Here is a 25,194-nt window from a genome sequence, read left to right on the forward strand (position 1 = left end):
CATCGTTTCCTGACATCAAGCTGTCATCGCGCGCATGCCTCTTGCGCAGGCCGCGCGGTTCGGTCAATCGTGGGGAACCGACACAGGAGGGGATTCATGAGCGCACAAGAAAGCATGGAGCATGCGGAGCATGCCGAGCACGCATCCGGCGAGAACAAGAAGATCGCCCTGCTGATCGCAGTGCTGGCGCTGTTCCTGGCGATCTCGGAAACGCTCGGCAAGGGTGCCCAGACCGAGTCGATCAGCAAGAATGTCGAGGCCTCCAATCTCTGGGCGTTCTTCCAGGCCAAGAGCATCCGCCGCACGGTCGTGCAGACCGCCGCGGACCAGGGCAAGCTGACGCTGGGCGCCGCCACCGACGACGCCATGAAGGCCGCGGTGCAGAAGCAGATCGACGACTGGCAGAAGACCGCGGCGCGCTACCGCTCCGAGCCCGAGACCGGCGAAGGCACCGAGCAGCTCTCCGAGAAGGCCAAGGAGGCCGAGCACGCGCGCGACGAGGCGACCGCGAAATATCATCACTTCGAGCTGGCGTCGGCCGCGTTCCAGATCGGCATCGTGCTGGCATCGGCCACCATCATCACCGGCATGCTGCCGCTCGCCTGGGTCGCGGGTCTCTTGACGCTCGCCGGACTCGGCATGACCGTGCTCGGCGCATGGGCGCCGCATGTGTTGCATCTGCACGGGTGAAGGGACTGCAAACGACGTCGGTGCTAACTCCGTCATCCTGAGGTGCGAGGAGCGCGGTGCATCAGCGCTGCGCTCGGAGCCTCGAAGGATGAACGGCCGAGATGCAGCCGGGCCGTCGCCCTTCGAGGGCCGCTGAAGAAGCGGCCACCTCAGGGTGACGGTGAAAGATAATGGCCAAGGAGCGCTCAGCGCGCCTCGTGCACGCTCTTGCGAAAGCGCTGGATCAGACGGAACGTGCGCGAGGACCAGCCTTCGCCGTTGCCCGTGATCAGCTCGCGGATGCGCCGCTTGACCGGCTCGACCAGCTCGGTCGCCTTGGCGCGCATTTTCAGCACCAGCTCGTAGAGCCGCTCGAACCAGTGCATCTCCAGAAGCTTGTCGCGCGTGACGTCGAACACGAAGGCGGTCACGCCGACGCCGAGCATCTTTGCGAACAGGATCGTGAAGACCGCGCTGGTCCAGTATTCATGCGTGAGCAGCCACAGGCCGACCAGCTTGAGCGGAAACAGCGGGATGATCGGAACGGCGAAGACGATCAACGTCATCGCCGGGGAGAGTGCGTCGACGCGCTCCGACAGCCATGCCTTGAACCGGGCGAGCGGGATCAGTGCGACAACCCGCGCGACGATCGGTTCGAGGTGGTCCCATAGCCAGGCTTCGATCAAAAAGATGATCGCCAGCAGGACCCAGACCGGTTGAAGAAGGCGGCGCAGCATATGTTTCCCGCCCGATTCGGCTCTGGGCGCGAACCTACATATGGATGGCCCGCTTGCCGACTGCAAGCGCGGCTTCCTTGACGGCCTCGGAGCGGGTCGGATGCGCGTGGCAGGTGCGGGCGAGATCTTCCGCACTGCCGCCGAACTCCATGAGAACGCAGGCTTCATGGATCATTTCGCCGGCCTCGATGCCGATGATGTGCACGCCGAGCACGCGGTCGGTCTTCGCATCTGCGAGAATCTTCACGAAGCCGTCGGTGGTCTGGTTGACCTTGGAGCGGCCGTTGGCGGTAAAGGGAAACTTCCCGACGGTATAGGCGACGCCGGCCTGCTTCAGCTCTTCCTCGGTCTTGCCGACCGAGGACACTTCCGGGGTGGTATACACCACGCCTGGGATAACGTCGTAGTTCACGTGGCCGGCCTGGCCTGCGATGATCTCGGCGACCGCCACGCCTTCATCCTCGGCCTTGTGCGCGAGCATGGGGCCCGCGACGACGTCGCCGATGGCATAGACGCCCTTGAGGCTGGTGGCGAAATGCGGATCGATCTGCACGCGGCCGCGAGGATCGAGCGCAACGCCGGCTTCCTTCAGACCGAGACCATCCGTGTACGGCACGCGGCCGATGCAGACGAGCACGACGTCAGCCTCTAACGTCTCGGCAGCGCCGCCGGCGGCCGGCTCGATGGTCGCCTTCAGCGTCTTGCCTGACGTGTCGACCGCGGTGACCTTGGCGCCGAGCTTGAACGCAAAGCCCTGTTTCTCGAGGATACGCTGGAATTGTTTTGCAATTTCGCCGTCCATGCCGGGCAGGATGCGGTCGAGGAATTCGACGACGACGACTTCAGCACCGAGCCGCTTCCACACCGAGCCGAGCTCGAGGCCGATCACGCCGGCGCCGACGATGAGAAGCTTGCCAGGGACCTTGTCCAGCGACAGCGCGCCGGTCGACGACACGATGCGCTTCTCGTCGATCTCGATGCCCTTGAGACGCGCGATGTCCGAGCCGGTGGCGATGACGATATTCTTGGTCTCGATCACCTGCGACTTGCCGTCGGCGGAGACTTCAACCTTGCCGGTGCCAAGAATCTTGCCGGTGCCCTTGAGCACGTCGACCTTGTTCTTCTTCATCAGGAACTCGACGCCCTTGACGTTGCCGTCGATGCCCTGCTGCTTGAAGTTCATCATCGCCGGCAGCTCGAGCTTCGGCGCGGAGACGCTGATGCCCATCTTGGCGAAGGAATGCCCGGCTTCCTCGAACATCTCGGAGGCGTGCAGCAGCGCCTTCGACGGCATGCAGCCGACGTTGAGGCAGGTGCCGCCGAGTGTTGCGTTCTTTTCGACCACGGCGACTTTCATGCCGAGCTGGCTGGCGCGCACCGCGCAGACATAACCGCCAGGTCCAGTGCCGATGACGACGAGATCGTAGGTAGCCATGAGAGAAAGTCCCGTGAGTTTAGCGTGGTGAGGATGTGTCAGCGTCCGCGCGGCGCGTCAGCGTCCGCCGGACACATCGAGAATGGCTGAGGTGACGTAGGAGGCATCGTCCGACATCAGCCAGGCGATGGCATTGGCGATTTCATCCGCGGTGCCGACGCGCTTCATCGGCACCATATGGGCCAGACGATGGTGCCGATCGGGCTCACCGCCGGAGGCGTGGATGTCGGTGTCGATCAGGCCGGGGCGAATGCCAGCGACGCGAATGCCTTCGGCCGCGACTTCATAGCCGAGGCCGATGGTGAAGGAATCGATCGCACCCTTGGACGCGGCGTAATCGACATAAGTGTTGGGCGCGCCGAGCTTGGCAGCAACCGATGACAGATTGACGATGACGCCGCCCTTGCCACCATGCTTGGTCGACATCCGCTTCACGGCTTCGCGTGCGCAGAGGATCGAGCCTGTGACATTGACCGCCATCACGCGCTGGATGCGCTCGGCCGACATCTCGTCGACGCGCACGCCGCTCTGGCCGACGATGCCGCCATTGTTGACGAGTGCGGCAAGCGTGCCGAACCTGTCCGCCGCCTTGAACAGATCGACGATATCGCTTTCCTCGGCGACATCGCATTTCACAGCAATCGCCTTGCCGTTGCCGGCCTCGATCTCGGCGACCACCTCGTCGGCAGCCTTTTTGTTGCTGGCATAGCCGACCACGACGCGGTAGCCGCGCGCGGCCGCCGCAAGCGCGGTTGCCCGCCCGATGCCGCGGCTGCCGCCGGTGATGACAACGACTTTATCGGTCAAGCGCGCCTCCAAGGTTCGACACACGCCGTCGCGTAAAAGGGCGACGGCGCTTGCAGAGCATCAGGGATCAGAGGTCCAGCACCAGGCGCGCCGGATCTTCCAGGCTCTCCTTGACGCGAACCAGGAAGGTGACGGCTTCCTTGCCGTCGATCACGCGGTGATCGTAGGACAGCGCCAGATACATCATCGGGCGGGCCTCGATCTTGCCGCCGACGACCATCGGACGCTCCTGGATCTTGTGCATGCCGAGGATGCCGGACTGCGGCGCGTTCAGGATCGGGGTCGACATCAGCGAGCCGTAGATGCCGCCATTGGTGATGGTGAAGGTGCCGCCCTGCATCTCGTCGATCTTGAGCTGGCCGTCACGGGCGCGGCGGCCGAAATCGGCGATGCTCTTCTCGATGTCGGCGATCGACTTCTGGTCGCAGTCGCGCACGACGGGCACGACCAGGCCCTTGTCGGTGCCGACGGCGACGCCGATGTGGTAGTAGTTCTTGTAGATCAAATCGGTGCCGTCGATCTCGGCGTTGACGGCCGGGATGTCCTTCAGCGCCTGCACGACGGCCTTGGTGAAGAAGCCCATGAAGCCGAGCTTGACGCCGTGCTTCTTCTCGAACGCATCCTTGTAGTGCGCGCGTAGCGCCATGACGTTGGTCATGTCGACCTCGTTGAAGGTCGTCAGCATCGCCGCGGTGTTCTGCACGTCCTTGAGGCGGCGCGCGATGGTCTGGCGCAGCCGGGTCATCTTCACGCGCTCTTCGCGCGCGGCATCATCGGCCGGCGACGGCGCGCGCACCTGAACGGCGGCAGCGGGCTGGCTGATCGGGGTCGGCGCGGAGGCCGCGCGCTCGATCGCGGCAAGCATGTCGCCCTTGGTGACGCGGCCGTCCTTGCCGGAGCCCGGAACGGTCGAGGCGTCAACGCCGGTCTCGGCCGAGAGCTTGCGCACGGAGGGAGCGAGCGGCGCATCGGCCGGCGGCGCTTTCGCGGCGGGAGCAGCAGCCGGAGCCGCGGCGGCGGGCGTTGGAGCGGCAGCGGGCTTGGCAGGCGCGGCGGCGGGCTTCGCAGCACCGGCACCGTCGGTGATCTGGCCGAGCAGCGCGCCGACCGCGACGGTCGTGCCATCGGCGGCGATGATCTCGCTCAGCGTGCCGGCGGAGGGCGCCGGGACTTCGATGGTGACCTTGTCGGTCTCGAGCTCCACCAAGGGCTCGTCGACGGCGACGGCATCGCCCGCCTTCTTGAACCAGCGGCCGATGGTGGCCTCGGTGACGGATTCGCCGAGCGTCGGCACACGAATTTCAGTCATGGTCTTTTCCTTAAGGAGATCGCCAATGCGGTCGTGAATTTTACAGGTGTCATCGCCCGCCTGATGCGCAGTTGGGCACGGGGGCGGGCGATCCAGTACGCCGTGACCTTCGTGATCAGAACGAACGCCGCGGAGTACTGGATGCCCCGCTTTCGCGGGGCATGACTCAGTCCAAAGTTGCTTAGCTCAATGCTTCGTCCAGGAACGCCTTCAGCTGCGCCTGATGCTTGGACATCAGACCAGTGGCGGTCGCGGCGGAAGCGGCGCGGCCGACATAACGCGGACGCCGGCTCGCACCGTTCACCTGGTTCAGCACCCATTCCAGATAGGGCTCGATGAAGTGCCACGCACCCATGTTGCGCGGCTCTTCCTGGCACCAGATCACTTCGGCCTTCTTGAAGCGCGACAGCTCGGCCACCAGCGCCTTCAGCGGCACCGGATAGAGCTGCTCGACGCGCATCAGGTAGATGTCGTCGATGCCGCGCTTCTCGCGCTCCTCGTAGAGATCGTAATAGACCTTGCCTGAGCACAGCACGATGCGGCGGATCTTGTCGTCCGGAACGAGCTTGATGGCCTCGTTCGGCAGCATCTGGGCGTCATCATAGAGGATGCGGTGGAACGTCGTTCCCTTCGCGAGCTCCTCCAGACGCGACACCGCGCGCTTGTGACGCAGCAGCGACTTCGGCGTCATCACGATCAGCGGCTTGCGGATCTCGCGATGAAGCTGGCGGCGCAGCACGTGGAAGTAGTTCGCCGGCGTGGTCGGATAGACCACCTGCATGTTATCTTCCGCGCACATCTGCAGGTAACGCTCCAGACGCGCCGAGGAATGCTCCGGTCCCTGGCCCTCATAGCCGTGCGGCAACAGGCAGACGAGGCCGGACATGCGCAGCCATTTGCGTTCGCCCGAGGAGATGAACTGGTCGAACACGACCTGCGCACCGTTGGCGAAGTCGCCGAACTGGGCTTCCCACAGCGTCAGCGTGTTCGGCTCGGCGAGCGAATAGCCGTATTCGAAGCCGAGCACCGCCTCTTCCGACAGCAGCGAGTTGATGACCTCGTAATGGCCCTGCTCGTGACCGAGATGGTTGAACGGCGTGTAGCGGCTCTCGTCCTCCTGGTCGATCAGGACCGAGTGGCGCTGCGAGAAGGTGCCGCGCTCCGAGTCCTGGCCGGACAGGCGGACGTGGTGGTTCTCGTTGAGCAGCGTGCAGAACGCCAGCGCCTCGCCGGTCGCCCAGTCGATGCCGGCGCCGGTGTCGATCGCCTTCGAGCGGTTCTCGAGGAAACGCTGGATGGTGCGGTGGACGCGGAAACCGTCCGGCACCTTGGTGATCTTGCGGCCGATGTCCTTCAGCTCGTTGATGTCGACGCCGGTGACGCCGCGCCGTGCATCCTCTTCCTGGTCGGCGATCTTGAAGCCGGACCACTTGCCGTCGAGCCAGTCGGCCTTGTTCGGCTTGTAGGAGGTGCCGGCCTCGAACTCGGCATCGAGCCTCGCGCGCCAGTCGGCCTTGGCCTTGTCGACCTCGCCCTCGGTCATCACGCCTTCGCTGATCAGGCGGCGGGCGTACAGCTCGAGCGTCGACGGATGCGCCGCGATCCTCTTGTACATCACCGGCTGGGTGAACGCCGGCTCGTCGCCCTCGTTATGGCCATGCCTGCGGTAGCAGAACATGTCGATGACGACGGGCTTGTGGAATTTCTGCCGGAATTCCGTCGCGACCTTGGCCGCGAACACCACGGCTTCCGGATCGTCGCCATTCACGTGGAAGATCGGCGCGTCGATCATCTTCGCCACATCCGACGGATAGGGCGAGGAGCGCGAGTAACGCGGATAGGTGGTGAAGCCGATCTGGTTGTTGACGATGAAGTGCACGGAGCCGCCGGTGCGGTAGCCCTTCAGGTCCGACAGACTAAAGCATTCCGCGACCACGCCCTGACCGGCGAACGCCGCGTCGCCATGCATCAGCAGCGGCATCACCGAGATACGCTGGTCCGGCGGATCGCCATGCTGGTCCTGCTTGGCGCGGACCTTGCCGAGCACGACGGGATCGACGATCTCGAGATGCGAAGGGTTTGCGGTCAGCGACAGATGGATGCGGTTGCCGTCGAACTCGCGGTCCGAGGACGCGCCGAGGTGATATTTGACGTCGCCCGAGCCTTCGACGGCGTCGGGATTCGCCGAGCCGCCCTTGAACTCGTGGAACAGCGCGCGATGGGCCTTGCCCATCACCTGCGTCAGCACGTTGAGGCGGCCGCGATGCGGCATGCCGACCACGACTTCCTTCACGCCGAGATTGCCGCCGCGCTTGATGATCTGCTCGAGCGCAGGGATCAGCGATTCGCCGCCGTCGAGACCAAAGCGCTTGGTGCCGGTGAACTTGGTGTCGCAGAACTTCTCGAAGCCTTCGGCTTCGACCAGCTTCATCAGGATGGCGCGGCGACCTTCGCGGGTGAACGAGATCTCCTTGTCCGGCCCCTCGATGCGCTCCTGGATCCAGGCCTTCTGCGCAGCATTGCTGATGTGCATGAACTCGACGCCGAGCGTCTGGCAGTAAGTGCGCTCGCAGATCGCGGTGATTTCGCGCAAGTTCGCGTATTCGAGGCCGAGCACGTGATCGAGGAAGATCTTGCGGTCGAAATCGGCTTCGCTGAAGCCGTAGGTGCGGGGGTCGAGCTCTTCGCGGTTGCGCGGGGCTTCGATGCCGAGCGGATCGAGCTTGGCGTGGAAGTGACCACGCATGCGGTAGGAGCGGATCAGCATCAGCGCGCGGACCGAGTCGCGCGTGGCCTGGAGCACATCAGCGGAAGAGACTTCCGCGCCCTTGGTCTGCGCCTTGGCGGCGATCTTGGCACCGACCGCCTTCTCGACTTCGGCCCAGTTGCCGTCGAGCGCGGAGGTCAGGTCGTCCTTCGGCGTCAACGGCCAGTTGTCGCGCTCCCAGGACGGGCCTTCGGCGTTCTTGCGGACGTCAGCAGGCTGGTCGTTGAGGCTCTTGAAGAACTCCCGCCACTCGGCGTCGACCGAGGACGGGTCCTTCTCGTAGCGGGCGTAGATTTCGTCGATGTAGGTGGCGTTGGTGCCCTGCAAAAAGGATGAGAGGGCAAAGGCTGCGTTCGCGTCCTGGCGAGACATACTTGAGTTCCTGGCGATTTCGGTTCGCGCATAACAAACGGCGCTGGCGTCGAGCTCCCGGCAGAGGCTCGACGCGACAGGCACCATTTACCCTATTTGCTGCGAAACTTCGCCCGGAAAAGTACGAAGGAGTGAATTAGCCCTTCAATATTTCGGCAAGCGTATGGCCGAGGCGGGCCGGAGACGGCGACACTGTAATCCCAGCGGATTTCATCGCGTCGGTCTTGGAACCGGCATCGCCCTTGCCGCCCGAAATGATCGCGCCGGCATGGCCCATGCGGCGGCCGGGAGGTGCGGTCACGCCGGCAATGAAACCGACCATCGGCTTCTTGCGGCCGCGCTTGGCCTCGTCCTTGAGGAACTGGGCAGCGTCTTCCTCGGCGGAACCGCCGATCTCGCCGATCATGATGATCGATTCGGTCTTGGGGTCGGCCAGGAGCATCTCAAGGACGTCGATGAACTCGGTGCCCTTGACCGGGTCGCCACCGATGCCGACCGCGGTGGTCTGGCCGAGGCCTTCCTGCGAGGTCTGGAACACGGCTTCATAGGTCAGCGTGCCGGAGCGGGAAACGATACCGACGCTGCCGGTCTTGAAGATGTTGGCCGGCATGATGCCGATCTTGCATTCGCCGGCGGTCATGACGCCCGGGCAGTTCGGCCCGATCAGGCGCGACTTGGAGCCGGCGAGCGAGCGCTTCACGCGCACCATGTCGAGGACCGGAATGCCCTCGGTGATGCAGACGATCAGCGGGATCTCGGCGTCGATGGCTTCGCAGATCGCGTCCGCAGCACCCGGCGGCGGCACGTAGATCACCGACGCATCGGCGCCGGTCTTCTCGCGGGCCTCGCGGACGGTGTCGAACACCGGCAGGCCCAGATGCGTCGCGCCGCCTTTGCCGGGCGAGGTGCCGCCGACCATCTTGGTGCCATAGGCAATCGCGGCTTCGGAATGGAAGGTGCCGTTCTTGCCGGTGAAGCCCTGGCAGATGACCTTGGTGTTCTTGTCGATCAGGATGGACATGAGGACTGCTTTCGCGAAACTAACAGAGTGAGAGGTCAGTGGATGCGGCGGTAGACGCCGGTGAGAACGTCAGCCCAGCCTTCCGCGTCCGGCGAGAACTGGATCTTCAACGCGTAGGAATTGTCGTCGATGATCTCGTAGACGTGGCGCGCATTGCCGCGGAGCGAGCCGCGCACCAGCGTCAGGGTCTTGCCGACCCAGCCGCCGGAGGCGGGCGAGGGCGGCGTGTAGCCGAGCGAATCGTACCAGAACAATTTGTAGGTCCGGTCGTCGCGGTCGTAGGTGAAGATGCCGTGGGTGGCGAAGATCTCCTTGCCGTCGCGCATCTGGACACTGTCCTGGATCAGGTAGAATCCGTTCAGGTCCATGCGCGCGACGACGTGCGAGGTGGCCGACCCGCCCTCCGTCCAGCGCGACGGGAAGACCACCTCTTCGCCATTCCATTCGCCGGCGAACACGGCGAGACGCGCATGCTCTGCGAGTGGAGATGATGCGGCGAGATGGTCTTGGGTCATGGCCTTAGCCTCCCTTGACGGCCTTCACGATCTTCTGCGCGGCGTCGTCGAGATTGTCGGCGGGCACCACGTTCAGGCCGGATTCACGGATGATCTTCTTGCCGAGCTCGACATTGGTGCCTTCGAGGCGGACCACCAGCGGCACGTTGAGACCCGCTTCGCGCACCGCCGCCGTGACGCCTTCGGCGATGACGTCGCACTTCATGATACCACCGAAGATGTTGACAAGAATGCCCTTCACGTTCGGGTCGGCGGTGATGATCTTGAACGCGGCCGTGACCTTCTCCTTGCTGGCGCTGCCGCCGACGTCGAGGAAGTTCGCCGGCGCCATGCCGTAGAGCTTGATGATGTCCATCGTCGCCATGGCGAGACCGGCGCCATTGACCATGCAGCCGATATTGCCGTCGAGGGTGACGTAGTTGAGGTCGTATTTCGACGCCTCGATTTCCTTGGCGTCTTCCTCGGTCTCGTCGCGCAGCGCGAGCACGTCGGGATGACGGAACAGCGAATTGTCGTCGAACGACACCTTGGCGTCGAGCACGCGGAGCTGGCCCTGCTTGGTCACGACCAGCGGGTTGATCTCCAGCATCGACATGTCCTTGGCAACGAAGGCCGCATAGAGCTGCGCGGTGAGCTTCTCGGCCTGCTTGGCGAGATCGCCGGACAGTTTCAGAGCGTTCGCGACGGTGCGGCCGTGATGGCCCATGATGCCGGTCGCGGGATCGACCGAGAAGGTCACGATCTTCTCAGGGCTGTTGTGCGCGACGTCCTCGATGTTGACGCCGCCTTCGGTGGAGACGACGAACGAGACGCGCGAGGTCTCGCGGTCGACCAGGATCGAGAGATAGAATTCCTTGTCGATGTCTGAGCCGTCCTCGATGTAGAGGCGGTTGACCTGCTTGCCGGCGGGGCCGGTCTGGATCGTCACCAGCGTGGCGCCGAGCATCTGCTTGGCGAATTCGGTGACCTCAGCGGCCGACTTGGCGATGCGGACGCCGCCCTTGTCGCCAGCGGAGGCTTCCTTGAACTTGCCCTTGCCGCGGCCGCCGGCATGGATCTGGCTCTTCACCACCCAGACCGGGCCCGGGAGGGCCTTGGCGGCAGCTTCCGCGTCAGCGGCCTTCAGGACCGGAACGCCCTTCGAGATCGCCACGCCGAACTCGTTCAGCAGCGCTTTGGCCTGATATTCATGGATATTCATATGGTCGCTCCCTGAACCCGCGGGCGGAGACCCCTAGGGGCCCACCTCAGTCTTGTGGCTGGCATACCATATACCACAGGAACTGCAACCCGGATTCTTTGACATCGAAATCGCGGAACCGGAACTCGCCCAACAAGGATTGCAGCCGGGGTCCGGAAATGAAACCGCCGAAGACCGGGTTTCGATCTTCGGCGGGATTGTTTGCCTTTAGTGGCCGAGAAGATCGGGTGCGATCTTCTTGCAGGCATCGACAAGGCCCTGCACCGCGCCGACCGACTTGTCGAAGGCCTCGCGGTCCTTGCCGGCGAGCTCGATCTCGACCACGCGCTCGACGCCCTTGGAGCCGATCACGACGGGCACGCCGACATACATGTCCTTCACGCCGTATTCGCCGTTCAGGTACGCGGCCGAGGGCAGCACGCGCTTCTTGTCACGCAGATAGCTCTCGGCCATCGCGATCGCGGAGGCGGCGGGCGCATAGAAGGCCGAGCCGGTCTTGAGCAAATTGACGATCTCGGCGCCGCCGTTGCGGGTGCGGTCGACGATCTCGTCGAGGCGCGCCTGCGAGGTCCAGCCCATCTTGACGAGGTCGGGCAGCGGGATGCCGGCGACGGTAGAGTACTTCACCAGCGGCACCATGGTGTCGCCATGGCCGCCGAGCACGAAGGCGGTGACGTCTTCGACGGAGACGTTGAACTCGTCGGCCAGGAAGTAGCGGAAGCGCGAGGAATCCAGCACGCCGGCCATGCCGACGACCTTCTTGTGCGGCAGGCCCGAGGCCTTCTGCAGCGCCCAGACCATGGCGTCGAGCGGGTTGGTGATGCAGATGACGAAGGCGTCGGGAGCGTACTTCTTGATGCCGGCGCCGACCTGCTCCATGACCTTGAGATTGATGGAGAGGAGATCGTCGCGGCTCATGCCGGGCTTGCGCGGCACGCCGGCGGTGACGATGCAGACCTTGGCGTTATCGAGCGCCTCGTAGGAATTGGCGCCGGTGTAGTGCGCGTCAAAACCGTCGACCGGCGAGGACTGCGCGATGTCGAGCGCCTTGCCCTGCGGCACGCCCTCGGCGATGTCGAACATCACGACGTCGCCCAGTTCTTTCAGGCCGATGAGGTGAGCCAGCGTTCCGCCGATCTGACCGGAGCCAATCAAAGCAATCTTGTCGCGCGCCATGTGAACCTGTCCTTTAGACACGTGAGGAGGGAAAACTGATGGGTGGTTATCCCTTTCGCTTCCCCCGTTCAAGTCGCTGGGTGCCCATTTGTCGGGCTTGGCGCGATACCAGCCAAGCATACCCGCTCCGTCATTCCGGGATGCGCCGAAAGGCGCAGACCCGGAATCCATCGGGCGGCAGAGTTGGTGGCGCAATGGATTCCGGGCTCGCGACTTTCGTCGCGCCCCGGAATGACAGCGGTACCTTGGACTGGAATAGGACTTAAGTCTCCACAAGGCCCTTGGTCGACCCGCTGGCGGTAGAATCCTTGCGGCCGTGAGGCAGCGCCAGATAGGATTCCGAGCTCATTTCGATCAGGCGCGACGCCGTCCGCTTGAACTCATTGGCCTCGTTGCCCTCGTCAGCGAGATAGAGCGAGATCGGGTTGGCATCGGCCGAGGCCATCAGCTTCACGGCATTGTCATAGAGCGTGTCGATCAGCGTGATGAATCGCTTGGCGGCGTTACGCTGGGAAAAGTCCATCACTGGAATATGGTCGACCAGGATGGTGTGATAGTCGTGCGCCAGCCTCAGGTAGTCGGATGCCCCGAGCGGTTTCTCGCAGAGATCGGCGAAGGCAAAGCGTGCCACACCATGGGCCGAGCACGGCACGTGCAGGATGCGACCCTTGATCGAAATGTCGCGCGACTTGCATTTGGCACCGCCGGTCATCTTCGACCAGGCGCGGTCGAGCGCGGCGCCGGCATCGCCGTCCGCCGGCGTCAGCCACATCGGTACGCCCTGAAGTTTTTCGAGCCGGAAATCGGTGCGCGCATCGAGCCGCCGCACGTCCATGTGGTCGGTGATCTGCTTGATGAAGGGCACGAACAGCGCGCGGTTCAAGCCACCCTTGTAGAGATCGTCGGGCGCAACGTTGGAGGTCGCGACCACGACGGTACCGAGCTCGAACAGCTTTGCGAACAGGCGGCCGAGGATCATCGCGTCGGCGATGTCGGTGACGTGGAATTCGTCGAAGCAGAGCAGCCAGCTCTCCTCGAAGATCGCATGCGCGGTCAGCGCGATGACGTCGCCGTCGGCGGTCTCGCCGCGCGCGATGCTCTGGCGATAGTCGTAGATGCGCTCATGCACATCCGCCATGAATTCGTGGAAATGCGCGCGCCGCTTGTGCTCGACGGTGGAGTGCTGGAAGAACAGATCCATCAGCATGGTCTTGCCGCGGCCGACCTCGCCATGGACGTAGAGCCCGCGCGGCGCATCGTCCTTGTCGCCGTTGCTGAACAGACGGCGGAGCAGGCCCTGCTTGCGCTGCGGCTTGTAGTTCGCGAGCCGCAGGTCGAGCGCCGCATAGGCCTCGGCCACGTCGGCTTGCGCGGCATCGGGCTCGATCGCGCCGGAGGCGATCTGGGTCTGATAGGCTTCGCTGAAGGAGGAGTTTTGGGTGGAGAGCATGGCTCTTTACCGCCAGAGACCGGCGGAAATTGCAACGGTATATTGGCGCAAGGGGCGTATGCGCTTACCGTCATCCACGTGTATGCGGGCGGATGAATGATTAGAGGGTTAAGCGGCTACTTTGAGGTTCCTGACATGGCTCTCAGTATCGAGGACTCCGAGACCGAGCATCTCGCGTGGAGGCTGGCGCAACTCACCGGCGAGACCGTCGCGATCGCGACGAAGCGAGCTATCGAGGAACGGCTTAGCCGGATCGACAATCAGCATCGCAAGACTGCGCTATTGAACGATATGGCCGCGATCCGCCGACGCTGGAGCGAGCTTCCTGTGGTCGCCGACCTGACGACAGACGAAATTGTTGTGTACGACAAACACGGGTTGCCATTCTGACCGGGATAGACGCTACGCGTCTACGCGCCATATGGCCCCATTTTCTTGCGAGCCAAGCTCACTCACACAGCTCGTAGGCGTCCTCGACCACATAGGGGCCGCCGCCGGTCGATGCGCGCGACGAGAACAGCACGAACCGTTCGGCCATGAACACCTTGCTCGGGAAATAGCCGCGGATCGAGAGATAGTCTGCGACGTCGCGGTCGGTGGCGTCATGCAGCCGGGCCAGCGTGACATGCGGAATGAATTTGCGGCCTTCGGGATCGAGTCCGATCCGCTGCATCATGCGTTCGAGCTCGGCCTGCAAATCCATCAGCGGCTTGCTCGGTGCGATGGTGGCGACCACCGCGCGCGGCTTGCGGCCGCCGAAGCTTTGCAAGCCCTGCACTTTCACCTCGAAGGGCTTGCGGTCGACGCGAAACAACATCGATGCGATCTCGTTGGCGGAGACGCCGTCGATGTCGCCGATGAAGCGCAGGGTGACGTGATAATTTTCGGGATCGATCCAGCGGGCGCCTGGAAGGCCACCTCGCAAATTGGAAAGCGTCTGGCAGACCTCTGCCGGGATTTCCAGACCAGTGAACAAACGCGGCATCGTTTCGCACTCCCGATGCTTGGGCATGACCCCTGGGAAGGATCATATCCAAATTTTAGAGCCGGCGACGAATCATCTGTACTGTAATTCCTATCGCAGTTGTGTGACTCTGCGAAGAGTGCGCAAGGCTACACCGGGAAAACCCTGGGTGTTAGGGTTAGCGTTGCCTGCTTTTCAACGGCGTTGCTCGCCGATCGCGCGCAGGAATGCCTCGACCGTGGGCAGCATGTTGTTGACGACGATGTCGACGCCTTCAGCGGTCGGGTGAATGCCGTCGGCCTGGTTGAGCTTGGCGTCGGCCGCGACACCGTCCAGGAAGAACGGATAGAGCGGCAGATCGAACTGCTTTGCCAGATCCGGATAAATCGAATTGAAGCGCGCGCCATAGTCCGCGCCGAAATTCGGCGGCGCCAGCATGCCACACAGCATCACGGCGATCTTGCGCGCCTTGAGTCGCGTAACGATGTCGGTCAGCGCGGCGCGCGTCAAGTCGGGGTCGATGCCGCGCATCGCGTCGTTCGCGCCGAGCTCGATGATCACGCCCTCGGTTCCCTCTGGCACCGACCAGTCGAGCCGGTCGCGGCCGCCGGATGAGGTGTCGCCCGACACGCCGGCGTTGGTCATGTCCACGGCTATACCTTTGGCCTGCAAGGACTTTTGCAGCTTGGCCGGAAACGCGTCCTGGGCCGGAAGGCCGAGACCGGCACTCAAGGAATCGCCCAAAACGACAAGCTTGATCGGTTTGGTTGTTTCCGCCCAAGCCGGATTGGCGACCGTCATCAAAGCGAGCATCAACACGGCTATGTGCATGAAGAATCCGTAACGCCTCTCGACCGCGCGTGCGGATTTGCCATATGACCGGACCATGGACACTCGTATCTCTCCCTCGTCGCTCGCCGGCACCGCGCCGGACACCATCGCCATCTCCAACGTCAATCTCTCATTGGGGTCGGGGGCGGCACGCGTTCACATCCTCAAGGATATCAGCTTGCGCGTCGGCTCGGGGGAGACGATCGGCCTGATCGGCCCGTCAGGCTCGGGCAAATCCACGCTGCTGATGGTGATGGCGGGGCTGGAGCGTCCTGATAGCGGAGAGGTGGTGGTGTCAGGAACGCCTTTCAATGCCCTCGACGAGGACGCGCTCGCCCGCTTCCGCGGCCGACAGGTCGGCATCGTCTTCCAGTCCTTCCATCTGATCCCGACCATGACGGCGCTGGAGAACGTCGCCGTGCCGCTCGAGCTCGCCGGCAATCCCGATGCCAACAAGCGCGCAGCCGAGGAGCTGCAATCGGTCGGGCTCGGCGAGCGCCTGCATCATTATCCGACCCAGCTCTCCGGCGGCGAGCAGCAGCGCGTCGCGCTTGCGCGCGCGCTGGCGCCCGATCCCGCCATCCTCGTCGCCGACGAGCCGACCGGTAATCTCGACGAGACCACCGGCAAGCAGATCGTCGATCTGCTCTTCACCAAGCATGCCGAACGCGGCATGACGCTGGTGCTGGTGACGCACGATTCCTCGCTGGCGCATCGCTGCGATCGCGTGATCCGCCTGCGCTCGGGCCGCATCGACACGCAGACGACCAAAGCATGAGCATAGCTGTCGAACCGTTTGCGAAGCCGAACGGCGTCGCGCTGTCGCTGCGCTATGCGCTGCGCGAATTGCGCGGAGGCCTGCGCGGCTTCTACGTCTTCATCGCCTGCATCGCGCTCGGCGTGATGGCAATTGCCGGCGTCGGCTCGGTGTCGGCGAGCCTGAGCGACGGCCTCGCGCGCGAGGGGCGCACGCTGCTCGGCGGCGACGTCTCCTTCGTGCTGTTCCAGCGCGAGGCGAAGCCGGAGGAAGTTGCCTTCCTGCGTTCGCGCGGCACCGTCTCCGTGGCCTCTACCTTGCGCGGCATGGCGCGCTCGGCCGAGGGCAAGCTGGCGCTGGTCGAGATGAAGGCGGTCGACGACACCTATCCGATGCTCGGCCAATTGACGCTGGCGCCGCAACTGCCGTTGACCGATCTGCTCGCGGAGCGCGACGGCGCATTCGGCGCCGCCGCCGATCCGACCCTTCTTGCGCGTCTCTCCCTCAAGATCGGCGACCGCGTCACCATTGGCTCTGCGACCTTCCAGATCCGCAGCAGCGTCGAAGCCGAGCCCGACAAGCTCGCCGGCGGCATCGGTTTTGGTCCGCGCTTCCTGATCAGCGAGGCGGCCTTGCGCGCCACCGGGCTGGTCCAGCCCGGCAGCCTGGTGCGCTGGGTCTACCGCGTCAAACTGCCTGACACCGCCAACAGCGACCGCGCCACCGACGCCTTCATCGCGGATGCGCGCAATGCCGCGCCGCAGGCCGGCTGGGAGGTCCGCAGCCGCTCCAATGCCTCGCCGCAGCTCGAGCGCAATATCGGCCGCTTCACGCAATTCCTGACCCTGGTCGGCCTCGCCGCACTTCTGGTCGGCGGCGTCGGCGTCGCCAACGCCGTGAAGAGCCATATCGACCGCCGGCTCGAGGTGATCGCGGCCCTCAAGGCCGTCGGCGCCACGGGGCGCGACGTATTCGGCATCTATCTCGCGCAGGTCGTCCTGCTCGCGGCGATCGGCTCGGTCATCGGCCTGGCGCTCGGCGCGGCGATGCCGTTTGCCATCGTCGGCCTGTTCGGAAAACTGTTGCCGCTGCCGGTGATCCCGGCCGTGCATGCCGACGAGCTCGCGCTATCCTTTGTTTACGGTCTCTTGACCGCACTCGCCTTCGGCCTGTGGCCGCTCGGACGCGTGCACGACGTGCCGGTCGCGGCACTGTTCCGCGACACCATCAGCGCTGAATGGCACCGGCCGCGCTGGAGCTATCTTGTTTTCATGAGCGTCGTCGTCGCGCTGCTGGTTGCGGTCGTGATCGGCCTGTCCTTCGACAAGCGCATCGCTGCGGTGTTCGTGGTCTCCTCCGTCGTCGTGTTCGCCGTGCTGCGCGGCGTCGCCGCCGTGCTGATGGCCATCGCGCGACGGCTGCCGCGCACGCGCTTCACGATGCTGCGGCTTGCGATCGCCAACATCCACCGGCCGGGCGCGCTGACGCCTTCCGTCGTGCTCTCGCTCGGCCTCGGCCTCGCGGTGCTCGTCACCATCACCCAGATCGACGGCAATCTGCGCCGGCAGTTCCTGGCGGCGCTGCCCGAGCACGCGCCGGCGTTCTACTTCATCGACATTCCGAGCACCCAGGCCGCCCCCTTCGACGACTATCTGCGCCAGATCGCGCCGGGCGCAAAGATCGAGGACGTGCCGATGCTGCGCGGGCGCATCGTCGCCGCCCGCGGCGTCCGCGCCGAGGACCTCAAGCCCACCACCGATTCCGAATGGGTGCTGCAGAGCGACCGCGGCCTGACCTATACCGGCGAGCTGCCGAAGGGCTCCAAGGTGGTCGAGGGCGAATGGTGGGGCGCCGACTATTCCGGCCCGCCGCTGGTCTCGATGGAGAAGAAGATCGCCGACGGCCTCGGCCTCAAGCTCGGCGACGAAATCGTGGTCAACGTGCTCGGCCGCGACATCCCGGCGAAAATCGGCAATCTCCGCACCATCGACTGGCAGGGGCTCGGCATCAATTTCGTGCTGGTGTTCTCGCCGAACGCCTTCAAGGGCGCGCCGCATACCCACATCGCCACGCTGACGGAAGCCGGCGGCGATGCGACCGGCGACGGCAACATCATCAAGCAGGTCGCGGATGCTTACCCGATGGTGACGAGCGTGCGCGTGCGCGAGGTGATGGAGACGGTCGGCGCGGTCGTGACCAACCTCGCGCTCGCGATCCGCGGCGCCAGCGCCGTGACCCTGATCTCGGCGATCCTGGTGCTGGGCGGCGCGCTCGCCGCCGGCCATCGCCACCGGGTCTATGATGCGGTGATCCTGAAGACGCTGGGCGCCACGCGGCTGCGACTGCTCGGCGCCTATGCGCTCGAATATCTGCTGATCGGGTTTGCCACCGCGGTGTTCGGCGTGGTCGCCGGCAGCATCGCGGCCTGGATGATCGTGACGCGGCTGATGACGCTGACCTTCGTCTGGCAGGCCGGCAGCGCGGCCGGCGTGGTGGCCGCCGCCCTGGTCGTCACCGTCGGGCTCGGGCTCGCCGGCACGCTGCTGGCGTTGAACAAAAAGCCCGCCACGGTGTTGCGGAATTTGTGACAAAAGGTAGCGGAGAGCTGCACGGGACCGGAATCGCACGATTCCTGCGATTAACCACGCCTGCTCGCCAGGATTGCGCGCCAAGGGCGACATTCAGCCGCGCGTGGACGGTTGCAGCGAATGTGTTAGTTTCCCACATATCGGATGGGTTCGGAGCCCCGATTGTTAGCCAAAATTAATGTCGGCAGACATCGGTATCCGAGATAGAATTTGACGAACCGGCGGCATGGCAACCCTCGTGCCGGACCGGGCAACCAACGGGAATTCGACCATGTCGGACCTTGACCGCAATTACGCTTCTCCTTTCGGCCGGGCCGCCGGGCGTGTTGACGCCGCGACGGTCGACGCCGGTCTGCGCGCCTACATGCTGCGCATCTACAATTATATGAGCATTGGCCTGGCCATCACCGGCCTGGCCGCGCTCGGCGTCTACATGGCTGCCGTGACTGACGTTCCGACCGCGGAAGCGGTCCGCGTCGGCAAGCTGTTCCTGACGCCGTTCGGCTACGCGATGTTCGTGAGCCCGCTGAAATATCTGTTCATGCTGGCGCCGCTCGCCATGGTGTTCGTGATCTCGGCCGGCATCAATCGCCTCGCCCCCTCGACCGCCCAGATCCTGTTCTGGGTGTTCTCGGCGCTGATGGGCATCTCGCTGTCCTCGATCTTCCTGGTGTACACGCACACCTCGATCGTACGGGTGTTCTTCATCACCGCGGCGACCTTCGGCGCGCTGAGCCTCTACGGCTACACCACCAAGCGTGACATGAGCGGCATGGGCTCGTTCCTGTTCATGGGCCTGATCGGCATCATCATCGCGAGCCTGGTGAACCTGTTCCTGGCCAGCACGGCGCTGCAGTTCATCGTGTCGGTGGTCGGCGTGCTGGTGTTCGCGGGCCTCACCGCCTGGGATACGCAGCGGCTGAAGAACGACTACATCTACGGCTACGCTTCGGCCGGCGGTGACATCGCCGAACGTGCGGCGATCTCGGGTGCGCTGTCGCTGTACCTGAACTTCATCAACCTGTTCACGCTGCTGCTGCAGCTCCTTGGCCAGCGCGACTAAGCGCCAGACCTGAGAGAACGGACACGAACCCCGGCCGAAAGGCCGGGGTTTTTGTTTGCCCGCGGCCTCTCCTCGGCAATGACGGGGTGTGGCAGCAATGCTGCCTCTTCCAGCGGCCCCAGGAAGCCTTTATTCTTCCCCCATGTCCGCACCCGAAATCAGGCCCACCCTTGAGGCCGACCTTCCCGCCATCACCGCCATCTATCAGCAGGCTGTCCGCGAGGGCACCGCGACGTTCGAGCTGGAGCCGCCCGACCTCGCCGAGATGACGCGGCGCTATCGCGCGCTGGTCGACGGCGGCTATCCCTATTTCGTCGCCATCCTCGACGGCCGCGTCGCCGGCTACGCCTACGCCGGCGCCTACCGGCCGCGGCCGGCCTATCGCTTCACGGTCGAGAACTCGATCTATCTCGATCCCGGCTTCCACCGTCGCGGCATCGGCTCGCTGCTGCTGGAGCGGCTGATCACCGAATGCGAGGCGCGCGGCTTCCGCCAGATGATCGCGGTGATCGGCGATTCCGCCAATGCCGGCTCGATCGGCGTGCACACCAGAGGCGGCTTCAAGATGATCGGCACGCATCCGAATGTCGGCCTGAAATTCGGCCGCTGGCTGGATACGGTGATGATGCAGCGGGATCTGGGCGAAGGCGCGAAGACAGTGCCGGGGAAGTAGGTTTCGTAGGGTGGGTTAGCGAAGCGTAACCCACCTCTTGTGTTTCCACGTCAACAGAAGTGGTGGGTTACGCCTTCGGCTAACCCACCCTACGGCACCACCCGCGCCGCTACACCACCGCCAGCTTCCGGTCGATCACCAGCAGCACGCGGTCGAGCTCGTGGCCGCGGCGCAGGATCAGTCCGGTCGCCGAAATCACGCTGTATATGCCCTGTTTGCGGGCCAGCCGCGGATCCTTCTCGATGCGATAGATCGGCACTTCGGAGGCGCGGCGATAGACCGAGAACACCGCGCGGTCCTTCAGGAAGTCGATGGCATAGTCGCGCCACTCGCCGTCGGCGACCATGCGGCCATAGAGATTGAGAATTCGGTTCAGCTCGAGCCGGTTGAACGTCACCCGGCTCAGTTGGGAATTCGCAGCGGCGGAGCGCGCCACTGCGCGCTGCTCGCTCGGATCGGCATCCTCCGGCGTCAAACTCATGCAGCGCCTCCTGTCGCATCAGCATGACCCGCCTCCGCGAAGACCGTCCCCGGAGCCGCGGTTCATGACAATTGCATGATTGCGCCAACTGTTCCCCGCCGCAAGAGGCTCTTGTAACGCTCTTGGAGGGCTGTTGAAGGACCGCGGCTCACTTCGCCGGCCGGTTGCGAATCATGACACACGCAACGGTGGAACTTCTCAGCGGCAAACCGTCACGGGAACGTTAGCAGGAATCACAGGATCGCCGCTTTTCCGCCCACCGCCCGCCGCCCTGCATTGCGAAAAGGCTTGTGTGCGTTGACCCGGTCCTTTCGGTTCCGGATTCCTCAGCCCCCAGCCCCCCGGGGTCGGACAGGATCGGGTCTGTACGCGCGACAAGGAGGGCCAACGCAAGTTGGTCCTTTTTTGTTTGCGTCGGAGTGTTGCTCTCCGCTGTCATTTCGGGGCGTGCGAAGCGCGAGCCCGGAATGACGAAACCAATTTCCTAGGAAGATCTGAGTGCGCTTCAGTGCAGCGACGTGTACGCCGCGCCCAGCATCGCACCGGGCTTCTCGCGGCTGCCGTCCTGGACATAGACCACCGCGCCGTCAACGCCATCGCGCGACGTCAGATTTTCGATCGGGACGGTCCAGGTTTCCGGATGTCCGTTCCAGTCGCCGACCTTGAGCAGATTGCGCACCACGTTGTGGTAGGTGATCTGCTGTCCGCGGTTCTCGCCGCGGCTGATCTCGATCGGCACCGATTTCATGATGGAGCAGATCCAGACCTCGCCATGCGAGATCGCCGGTTCGTTGCTCGCGGCCACCGACACGCTGATCTGCTTGCCCGCGAGCGACATCGTCACCGGCACGCTCATCACGCCCGTGCCCTTGTCGGTCTTGCCGATCGCGCTTTCGATGCCGGCACGGTCGCTGCCGATAACATGGGCTTCGCCGTTGACCACGACCTGCGGCGTATAAACCTCGCGGTCACCGCGCATGCGTGAATAGGCGCGCTGCCGCGCCGAGAAACGTGAATCTGCCAGCGTGTCCTTCCAGCCGAGATAATCCCAATAGTCGATCGGCATGCTGAGCGCGATGATCGAGGGATCCTTGGCGAGGTCGCCGATGACCTTGTCGGCGGGCGGGCAGGAGGAGCAGCCCTGCGAGGTGAAGAGCTCGACCACGGCGCGGGGATCGGCCTGGGCGGGACGGATGACGGCGACGATGGCGCAGATGCCGAGTGCTCCCGACCAGAGTGCGCCGGACCATCGCGAAACCAAATGAGAAGCCATCATTCCAGTCATGTCGAACGTCACATCTCGTATTCGGGGAGGGATATCCTATCGCCTGATGGTCACCGTAGTCTTACGGGCACGGCACATTCGACCGTCCGATGCGAAGTATTCGCCGGGCGGGCCCATCTGAAGCATGCCGTAATGCACGAAGGCGGCCTTGTGATAGGCCGCCTTCGTTTAACCTTCTACTCACGTCGCGGTGAGCCACCGTTCACAAATTCGCGCTCAGGCCGCGAGCTTGCGCAGCACATAGTGCAGAATGCCGCCGTTCCGGTAGTAATCGAGCTCGTCCAGCGTATCGATGCGGCAAAGCAGCGAAACGCGCTGCAACGAACCGTCGCCGGAGACGATCTCCGCGGTCAGCTTCTGGCGCGGCTTCAGGTCGCCGACGAGGCCACGCAGCGTGACCTTCTCGTCGCCCTTCAGGCCGAGCGACGACCACGAGGTGCCCTCCTCGAAAGTCAGCGGCAGCACGCCCATGCCGACCAGGTTGGAGCGATGGATGCGCTCGAAGCTCTGGCAGATCACGGCGCGCACGCCGAGCAGACGCGTACCCTTCGCGGCCCAGTCGCGCGACGAGCCGTTGCCGTATTCGGCGCCGGCGAACACCACCAGCGGCACCTGCTCCTGCTGGTACTTCATCGCCGCGTCGTAGATCGACATCTGCTCGCCGTCGGGCCAGTGCTTGGTGAGACCGCCCTCGGGAATGTTTCCATCCGCGCCCTTCAGCATGAAGTTCTTGATGCGGATGTTGGCGAAGGTGCCGCGCATCATCACCTCATGGTTGCCGCGGCGCGTGCCGTACTGGTTGAAGTCGGCGGGACGCACCTGATGCTCGCTGAGATATTTGCCAGCGGGCGAGGTGAGCTTGATCGAACCAGCCGGCGAGATGTGGTCGGTGGTGATCTTGTCGCCGAACATGGCGAGGATGCGCGCCTCGACGATATCGGTGACCGGCTCCGGTTCCTTCTTCATGCCGTCGAAGTAGGGCGGGTTCTGCACATAGGTCGACGACATGTTCCAGCGATAGGTTTCGCTCTCGACCGTCTTGATCTTGCGCCAGTTGGTGTCGCCCTTGAACACGTCGGCATACTTCTTCTTGAAGATCGCCGCGGTCACGAACTTCTTCATGAAGGCGTTGATCTCCTTTGACGTCGGCCAGATGTCCTTGAGGTACACCGGCTTGCCGTCCTTGCCTTCGCCGAGCGGTTCGACGGCGAGGTTCTTGGTCACGCTGCCGGCGAGCGCATGCGCAACGACCAGCGGCGGGGAAGCAAGATAGTTCGCCTGCACGTCCGGCGAGACGCGGCCTTCGAAGTTGCGGTTACCGGAGAGCACGGCGGCGGCGACGATGCCGTTGTCGTTGATCGACTTCGAAATCTCTTCCGGCAGCGGGCCGGAATTGCCGATGCAGGTGGTGCAGCCGAAGCCGACGAGGTTGAAGCCGACCTTGTCGAGATCTTTCTGCAGACCGGAATCGGCGAGATAGCCCGCGACCACCTGGCTGCCCGGGGCGAGCGAGGTCTTCACCCACGGCTTGGCCTTGAGGCCCTTGGCCGCTGCGTTGCGCGCGAGCAGGCCAGCCCCGATCAGCACGCTCGGGTTCGAGGTATTGGTGCAGGAGGTGATGGCGGCGATCACGACGTCGCCATGGCCGAGGTCATACTTCTCGCCTTCGACAGCAAAGCGCTTTTCCGGCTCTTCGGCCTTCTTGTACTCGCTGCTGAGCGCAAGCGAGAAGCCTTCGGCCACCGACGGCAGCGCGATGCGGCCTTCCGGGCGCTTCGGACCGGCCATCGAGGGAACGACGTCGGCGAGGTCGAGCGTCAGCGTTTCCGTGAACACCGGATCGGCCGACTTGGCGGTGCGGAAGAGCCCTTGCGCCTTCGCATAGGCCTGCACCAGCGCGACGCGCGCCGGAGCGCGGCCGGAGGTCTTGAGGTAATCGATCGCGGCGGCGTCGACCGGGAAGAAGCCGCAGGTCGCGCCATATTCGGGCGCCATGTTGCCGATCGTCGCCTTGTCGGCGACGGAGAGGTTGTCGAGGCCGGGGCCGAAGAACTCGACGAACTTGCCGACCACGCCGAGCTTGCGCAGCATCTGCGTCACGGTCAGCACGAGGTCGGTCGCGGTGACGCCTTCCTTCATCGCGCCCTTCAGCTTGAAGCCGACGACGTTGGGCAGCAGCATCGACAGCGGCTGGCCAAGCATGCAGGCTTCGGCCTCGATGCCGCCGACGCCCCAGCCGAGCACGGCAAGACCGTTGACCATGGTGGTGTGGGAGTCGGTGCCGACGAGCGAGTCGGGGTAGGCGACCTCGAAGGTGCCGGTCTTCTTGCCGACCGTCATCTTCTCTTTCTTGGTCCACACCGTCTGGGAGAGATATTCGAGATTGACCTGGTGGCAGATGCCGGTGCCGGGCGGCACGACGGAGAAGTTCGAGAACGCCGCCTGGCCCCACTTCAGGAACTCGTAGCGCTCCTGGTTCTGCTTGTATTCCTCGGTGACGTTCTTGGCGAAGGCCTTGTTGTCACCGAAGAAGTTCACGATCACGGAGTGGTCGATGACGAGATCGACGGGGACCAGCGGGTTGATCTTCTCGGCATCGCCGCCGAGCTTCTGCATCGCGTTGCGCATCGCGGCGAGATCGACCACCGCTGGCACGCCGGTGAAATCCTGCATCAGCACGCGCGCCGGGCGGAACGCGATCTCATGCTCCAGCGACTTCTTGCGCAGCCACTTCGAGACCGCGACGATGTCCTCTTTCTTGACCGAGCGTCCGTCCTCATTGCGGAGGAGGTTCTCGAGCAGGACCTTCATCGAATAGGGAAGTTTCGAAATCCCCTTCAGACCATTCTTCTCGGCCGTGGGCAGGCTGTAATAGACATAGGTCTTGGCGCCGACCTTGAGGGTCTTTTTGCATTTGAAGCTGTCGAGCGAGGTCATGTAGGAAATCCCAATTGTTAGTTATACCCGGCACAGGGTATTTTAACACCGTCAGCGAATCCGGCTGGGGTCGCTTGCAGGGGCAGGTTGAGTTGCTGCATCAAGTAGTTCCGGGCTTATAGAAGCTTTCTAACCGCGCCGCCACAGCCACAATCG

General features: G+C 64.1%; 21 protein-coding genes. 6 read left to right on the plus strand and 15 right to left on the minus strand.

The features are described 5' to 3' along the window. Positions 1 to 96 precede the first annotated feature (96 nt). Positions 97 to 690, plus strand: a complete 594-nt coding sequence (locus tag ACLFLU_RS00415) for a DUF4337 domain-containing protein (protein ID WP_426410421.1) — start codon at positions 97 to 99, stop codon at positions 688 to 690. Between the two features lie 185 nt (positions 691 to 875). On the opposite strand, the gene ACLFLU_RS00420 is transcribed toward ACLFLU_RS00415, so the two are convergent. The 10 genes from ACLFLU_RS00420 to zapE all read right to left on the minus strand — a co-directional run bounded on the left by ACLFLU_RS00420 (position 876) and on the right by zapE (position 13,459). Beyond that, positions 876 to 1,406: a hypothetical protein gene (locus tag ACLFLU_RS00420; protein ID WP_426410422.1), complete on the minus strand. Its 531-nt coding sequence runs from the start codon at positions 1,404 to 1,406 to the stop codon at positions 876 to 878. A 34-nt stretch (positions 1,407 to 1,440) separates the two neighbouring features. After that, on the minus strand, positions 1,441 to 2,841 hold the full coding sequence (lpdA, locus tag ACLFLU_RS00425; protein ID WP_426410423.1) for a dihydrolipoyl dehydrogenase: 1,401 nt from the start codon (positions 2,839 to 2,841) through the stop codon (positions 1,441 to 1,443). A gap of 57 nt (positions 2,842 to 2,898) precedes the next feature. Continuing rightward, positions 2,899 to 3,648, minus strand: a complete 750-nt coding sequence (locus tag ACLFLU_RS00430; RefSeq protein ID WP_426410424.1) for an SDR family oxidoreductase — start codon at positions 3,646 to 3,648, stop codon at positions 2,899 to 2,901. A 67-nt stretch (positions 3,649 to 3,715) separates the two neighbouring features. Next, positions 3,716 to 4,957, minus strand: a complete 1,242-nt coding sequence (gene odhB / locus ACLFLU_RS00435) for a 2-oxoglutarate dehydrogenase complex dihydrolipoyllysine-residue succinyltransferase (protein ID WP_426410425.1) — start codon at positions 4,955 to 4,957, stop codon at positions 3,716 to 3,718. A 181-nt stretch (positions 4,958 to 5,138) separates the two neighbouring features. Next, entirely contained in the window at positions 5,139 to 8,096 is a 2,958-nt protein-coding gene (locus tag ACLFLU_RS00440; RefSeq protein ID WP_426410426.1) for a 2-oxoglutarate dehydrogenase E1 component, read from the minus strand. A 136-nt stretch (positions 8,097 to 8,232) separates the two neighbouring features. Continuing rightward, positions 8,233 to 9,117, minus strand: coding sequence for a succinate--CoA ligase subunit alpha (gene sucD, locus ACLFLU_RS00445; protein WP_426410427.1), 885 nt, complete (start codon positions 9,115 to 9,117; stop codon positions 8,233 to 8,235). Positions 9,118 to 9,152: 35 nt separating this feature from the next. Continuing rightward, positions 9,153 to 9,632: a DUF1579 family protein gene (locus ACLFLU_RS00450; protein ID WP_426410428.1), complete on the minus strand. Its 480-nt coding sequence runs from the start codon at positions 9,630 to 9,632 to the stop codon at positions 9,153 to 9,155. Between the two features lie 4 nt (positions 9,633 to 9,636). After that, positions 9,637 to 10,833 (minus strand): ADP-forming succinate--CoA ligase subunit beta, encoded by a 1,197-nt coding sequence (gene sucC / locus ACLFLU_RS00455; protein WP_426410429.1) that lies wholly within the window; start codon positions 10,831 to 10,833, stop codon positions 9,637 to 9,639. A gap of 207 nt (positions 10,834 to 11,040) precedes the next feature. Then, positions 11,041 to 12,009, minus strand: a complete 969-nt coding sequence (mdh, locus tag ACLFLU_RS00460; protein ID WP_426410430.1) for a malate dehydrogenase — start codon at positions 12,007 to 12,009, stop codon at positions 11,041 to 11,043. Positions 12,010 to 12,271: 262 nt separating this feature from the next. Next, positions 12,272 to 13,459 (minus strand): cell division protein ZapE, encoded by a 1,188-nt coding sequence (zapE, locus tag ACLFLU_RS00465; protein ID WP_426410431.1) that lies wholly within the window; start codon positions 13,457 to 13,459, stop codon positions 12,272 to 12,274. 135 nt (positions 13,460 to 13,594) lie between these two features. Between zapE and ACLFLU_RS00470 the strand changes: the two genes are divergently transcribed. Next, positions 13,595 to 13,849, plus strand: coding sequence for a type II toxin-antitoxin system VapB family antitoxin (locus ACLFLU_RS00470; protein WP_426410432.1), 255 nt, complete (start codon positions 13,595 to 13,597; stop codon positions 13,847 to 13,849). Positions 13,850 to 13,907: 58 nt separating this feature from the next. Here the strand turns inward: ACLFLU_RS00470 and thpR are convergent, their stop codons facing one another. After that, positions 13,908 to 14,444 (minus strand): RNA 2',3'-cyclic phosphodiesterase, encoded by a 537-nt coding sequence (gene thpR, locus ACLFLU_RS00475; RefSeq protein WP_426410433.1) that lies wholly within the window; start codon positions 14,442 to 14,444, stop codon positions 13,908 to 13,910. Between the two features lie 174 nt (positions 14,445 to 14,618). Continuing rightward, positions 14,619 to 15,254, minus strand: coding sequence for an arylesterase (locus ACLFLU_RS00480; RefSeq protein WP_426410434.1), 636 nt, complete (start codon positions 15,252 to 15,254; stop codon positions 14,619 to 14,621). A gap of 55 nt (positions 15,255 to 15,309) precedes the next feature. Here ACLFLU_RS00480 and ACLFLU_RS00485 point away from each other — a divergent pair, with 55 nt between their 5' ends. The 4 genes from ACLFLU_RS00485 (at position 15,310) to ACLFLU_RS00500 (ending at position 20,335) form a co-directional block, all read left to right on the plus strand. Further along, complete coding sequence (locus tag ACLFLU_RS00485) at positions 15,310 to 16,032, plus strand: ABC transporter ATP-binding protein (protein ID WP_426410435.1); 723 nt, start codon at positions 15,310 to 15,312, stop codon at positions 16,030 to 16,032. Continuing rightward, the gene (locus ACLFLU_RS00490) at positions 16,029 to 18,599 is read left to right on the plus strand and encodes an ABC transporter permease (RefSeq protein ID WP_426410436.1); all 2,571 of its coding nucleotides are present in this window, start codon (positions 16,029 to 16,031) and stop codon (positions 18,597 to 18,599) included. Before ACLFLU_RS00485 ends, ACLFLU_RS00490 begins: the two co-directional genes overlap by 4 nt. A gap of 271 nt (positions 18,600 to 18,870) precedes the next feature. Continuing rightward, positions 18,871 to 19,662, plus strand: a complete 792-nt coding sequence (locus ACLFLU_RS00495) for a Bax inhibitor-1/YccA family protein (RefSeq protein ID WP_092233985.1) — start codon at positions 18,871 to 18,873, stop codon at positions 19,660 to 19,662. A 142-nt stretch (positions 19,663 to 19,804) separates the two neighbouring features. Continuing rightward, positions 19,805 to 20,335, plus strand: coding sequence for an N-acetyltransferase family protein (locus tag ACLFLU_RS00500; protein ID WP_426410437.1), 531 nt, complete (start codon positions 19,805 to 19,807; stop codon positions 20,333 to 20,335). Positions 20,336 to 20,444: 109 nt separating this feature from the next. Here ACLFLU_RS00500 and ACLFLU_RS00505 read toward each other — a convergent pair whose 3' ends face one another. From ACLFLU_RS00505 to acnA, 3 genes are all read right to left on the minus strand, one after another. Next, a complete protein-coding gene (locus ACLFLU_RS00505; RefSeq protein ID WP_426410438.1) occupies positions 20,445 to 20,816 on the minus strand; it encodes a DUF2794 domain-containing protein in 372 nt (123 codons plus the stop codon). 505 nt (positions 20,817 to 21,321) lie between these two features. Next, positions 21,322 to 22,101, minus strand: a complete 780-nt coding sequence (locus ACLFLU_RS00510; protein WP_426410439.1) for a DUF1223 domain-containing protein — start codon at positions 22,099 to 22,101, stop codon at positions 21,322 to 21,324. A 216-nt stretch (positions 22,102 to 22,317) separates the two neighbouring features. Beyond that, a complete protein-coding gene (acnA, locus tag ACLFLU_RS00515; RefSeq protein WP_426410440.1) occupies positions 22,318 to 25,038 on the minus strand; it encodes an aconitate hydratase AcnA in 2,721 nt (906 codons plus the stop codon). Positions 25,039 to 25,194: the final 156 nt, after the last annotated feature.

It is taken from the genome of Bradyrhizobium ganzhouense, from assembly GCF_049949285.1.
Lineage (GTDB): Bacteria > Pseudomonadota > Alphaproteobacteria > Rhizobiales > Xanthobacteraceae > Bradyrhizobium > Bradyrhizobium ganzhouense.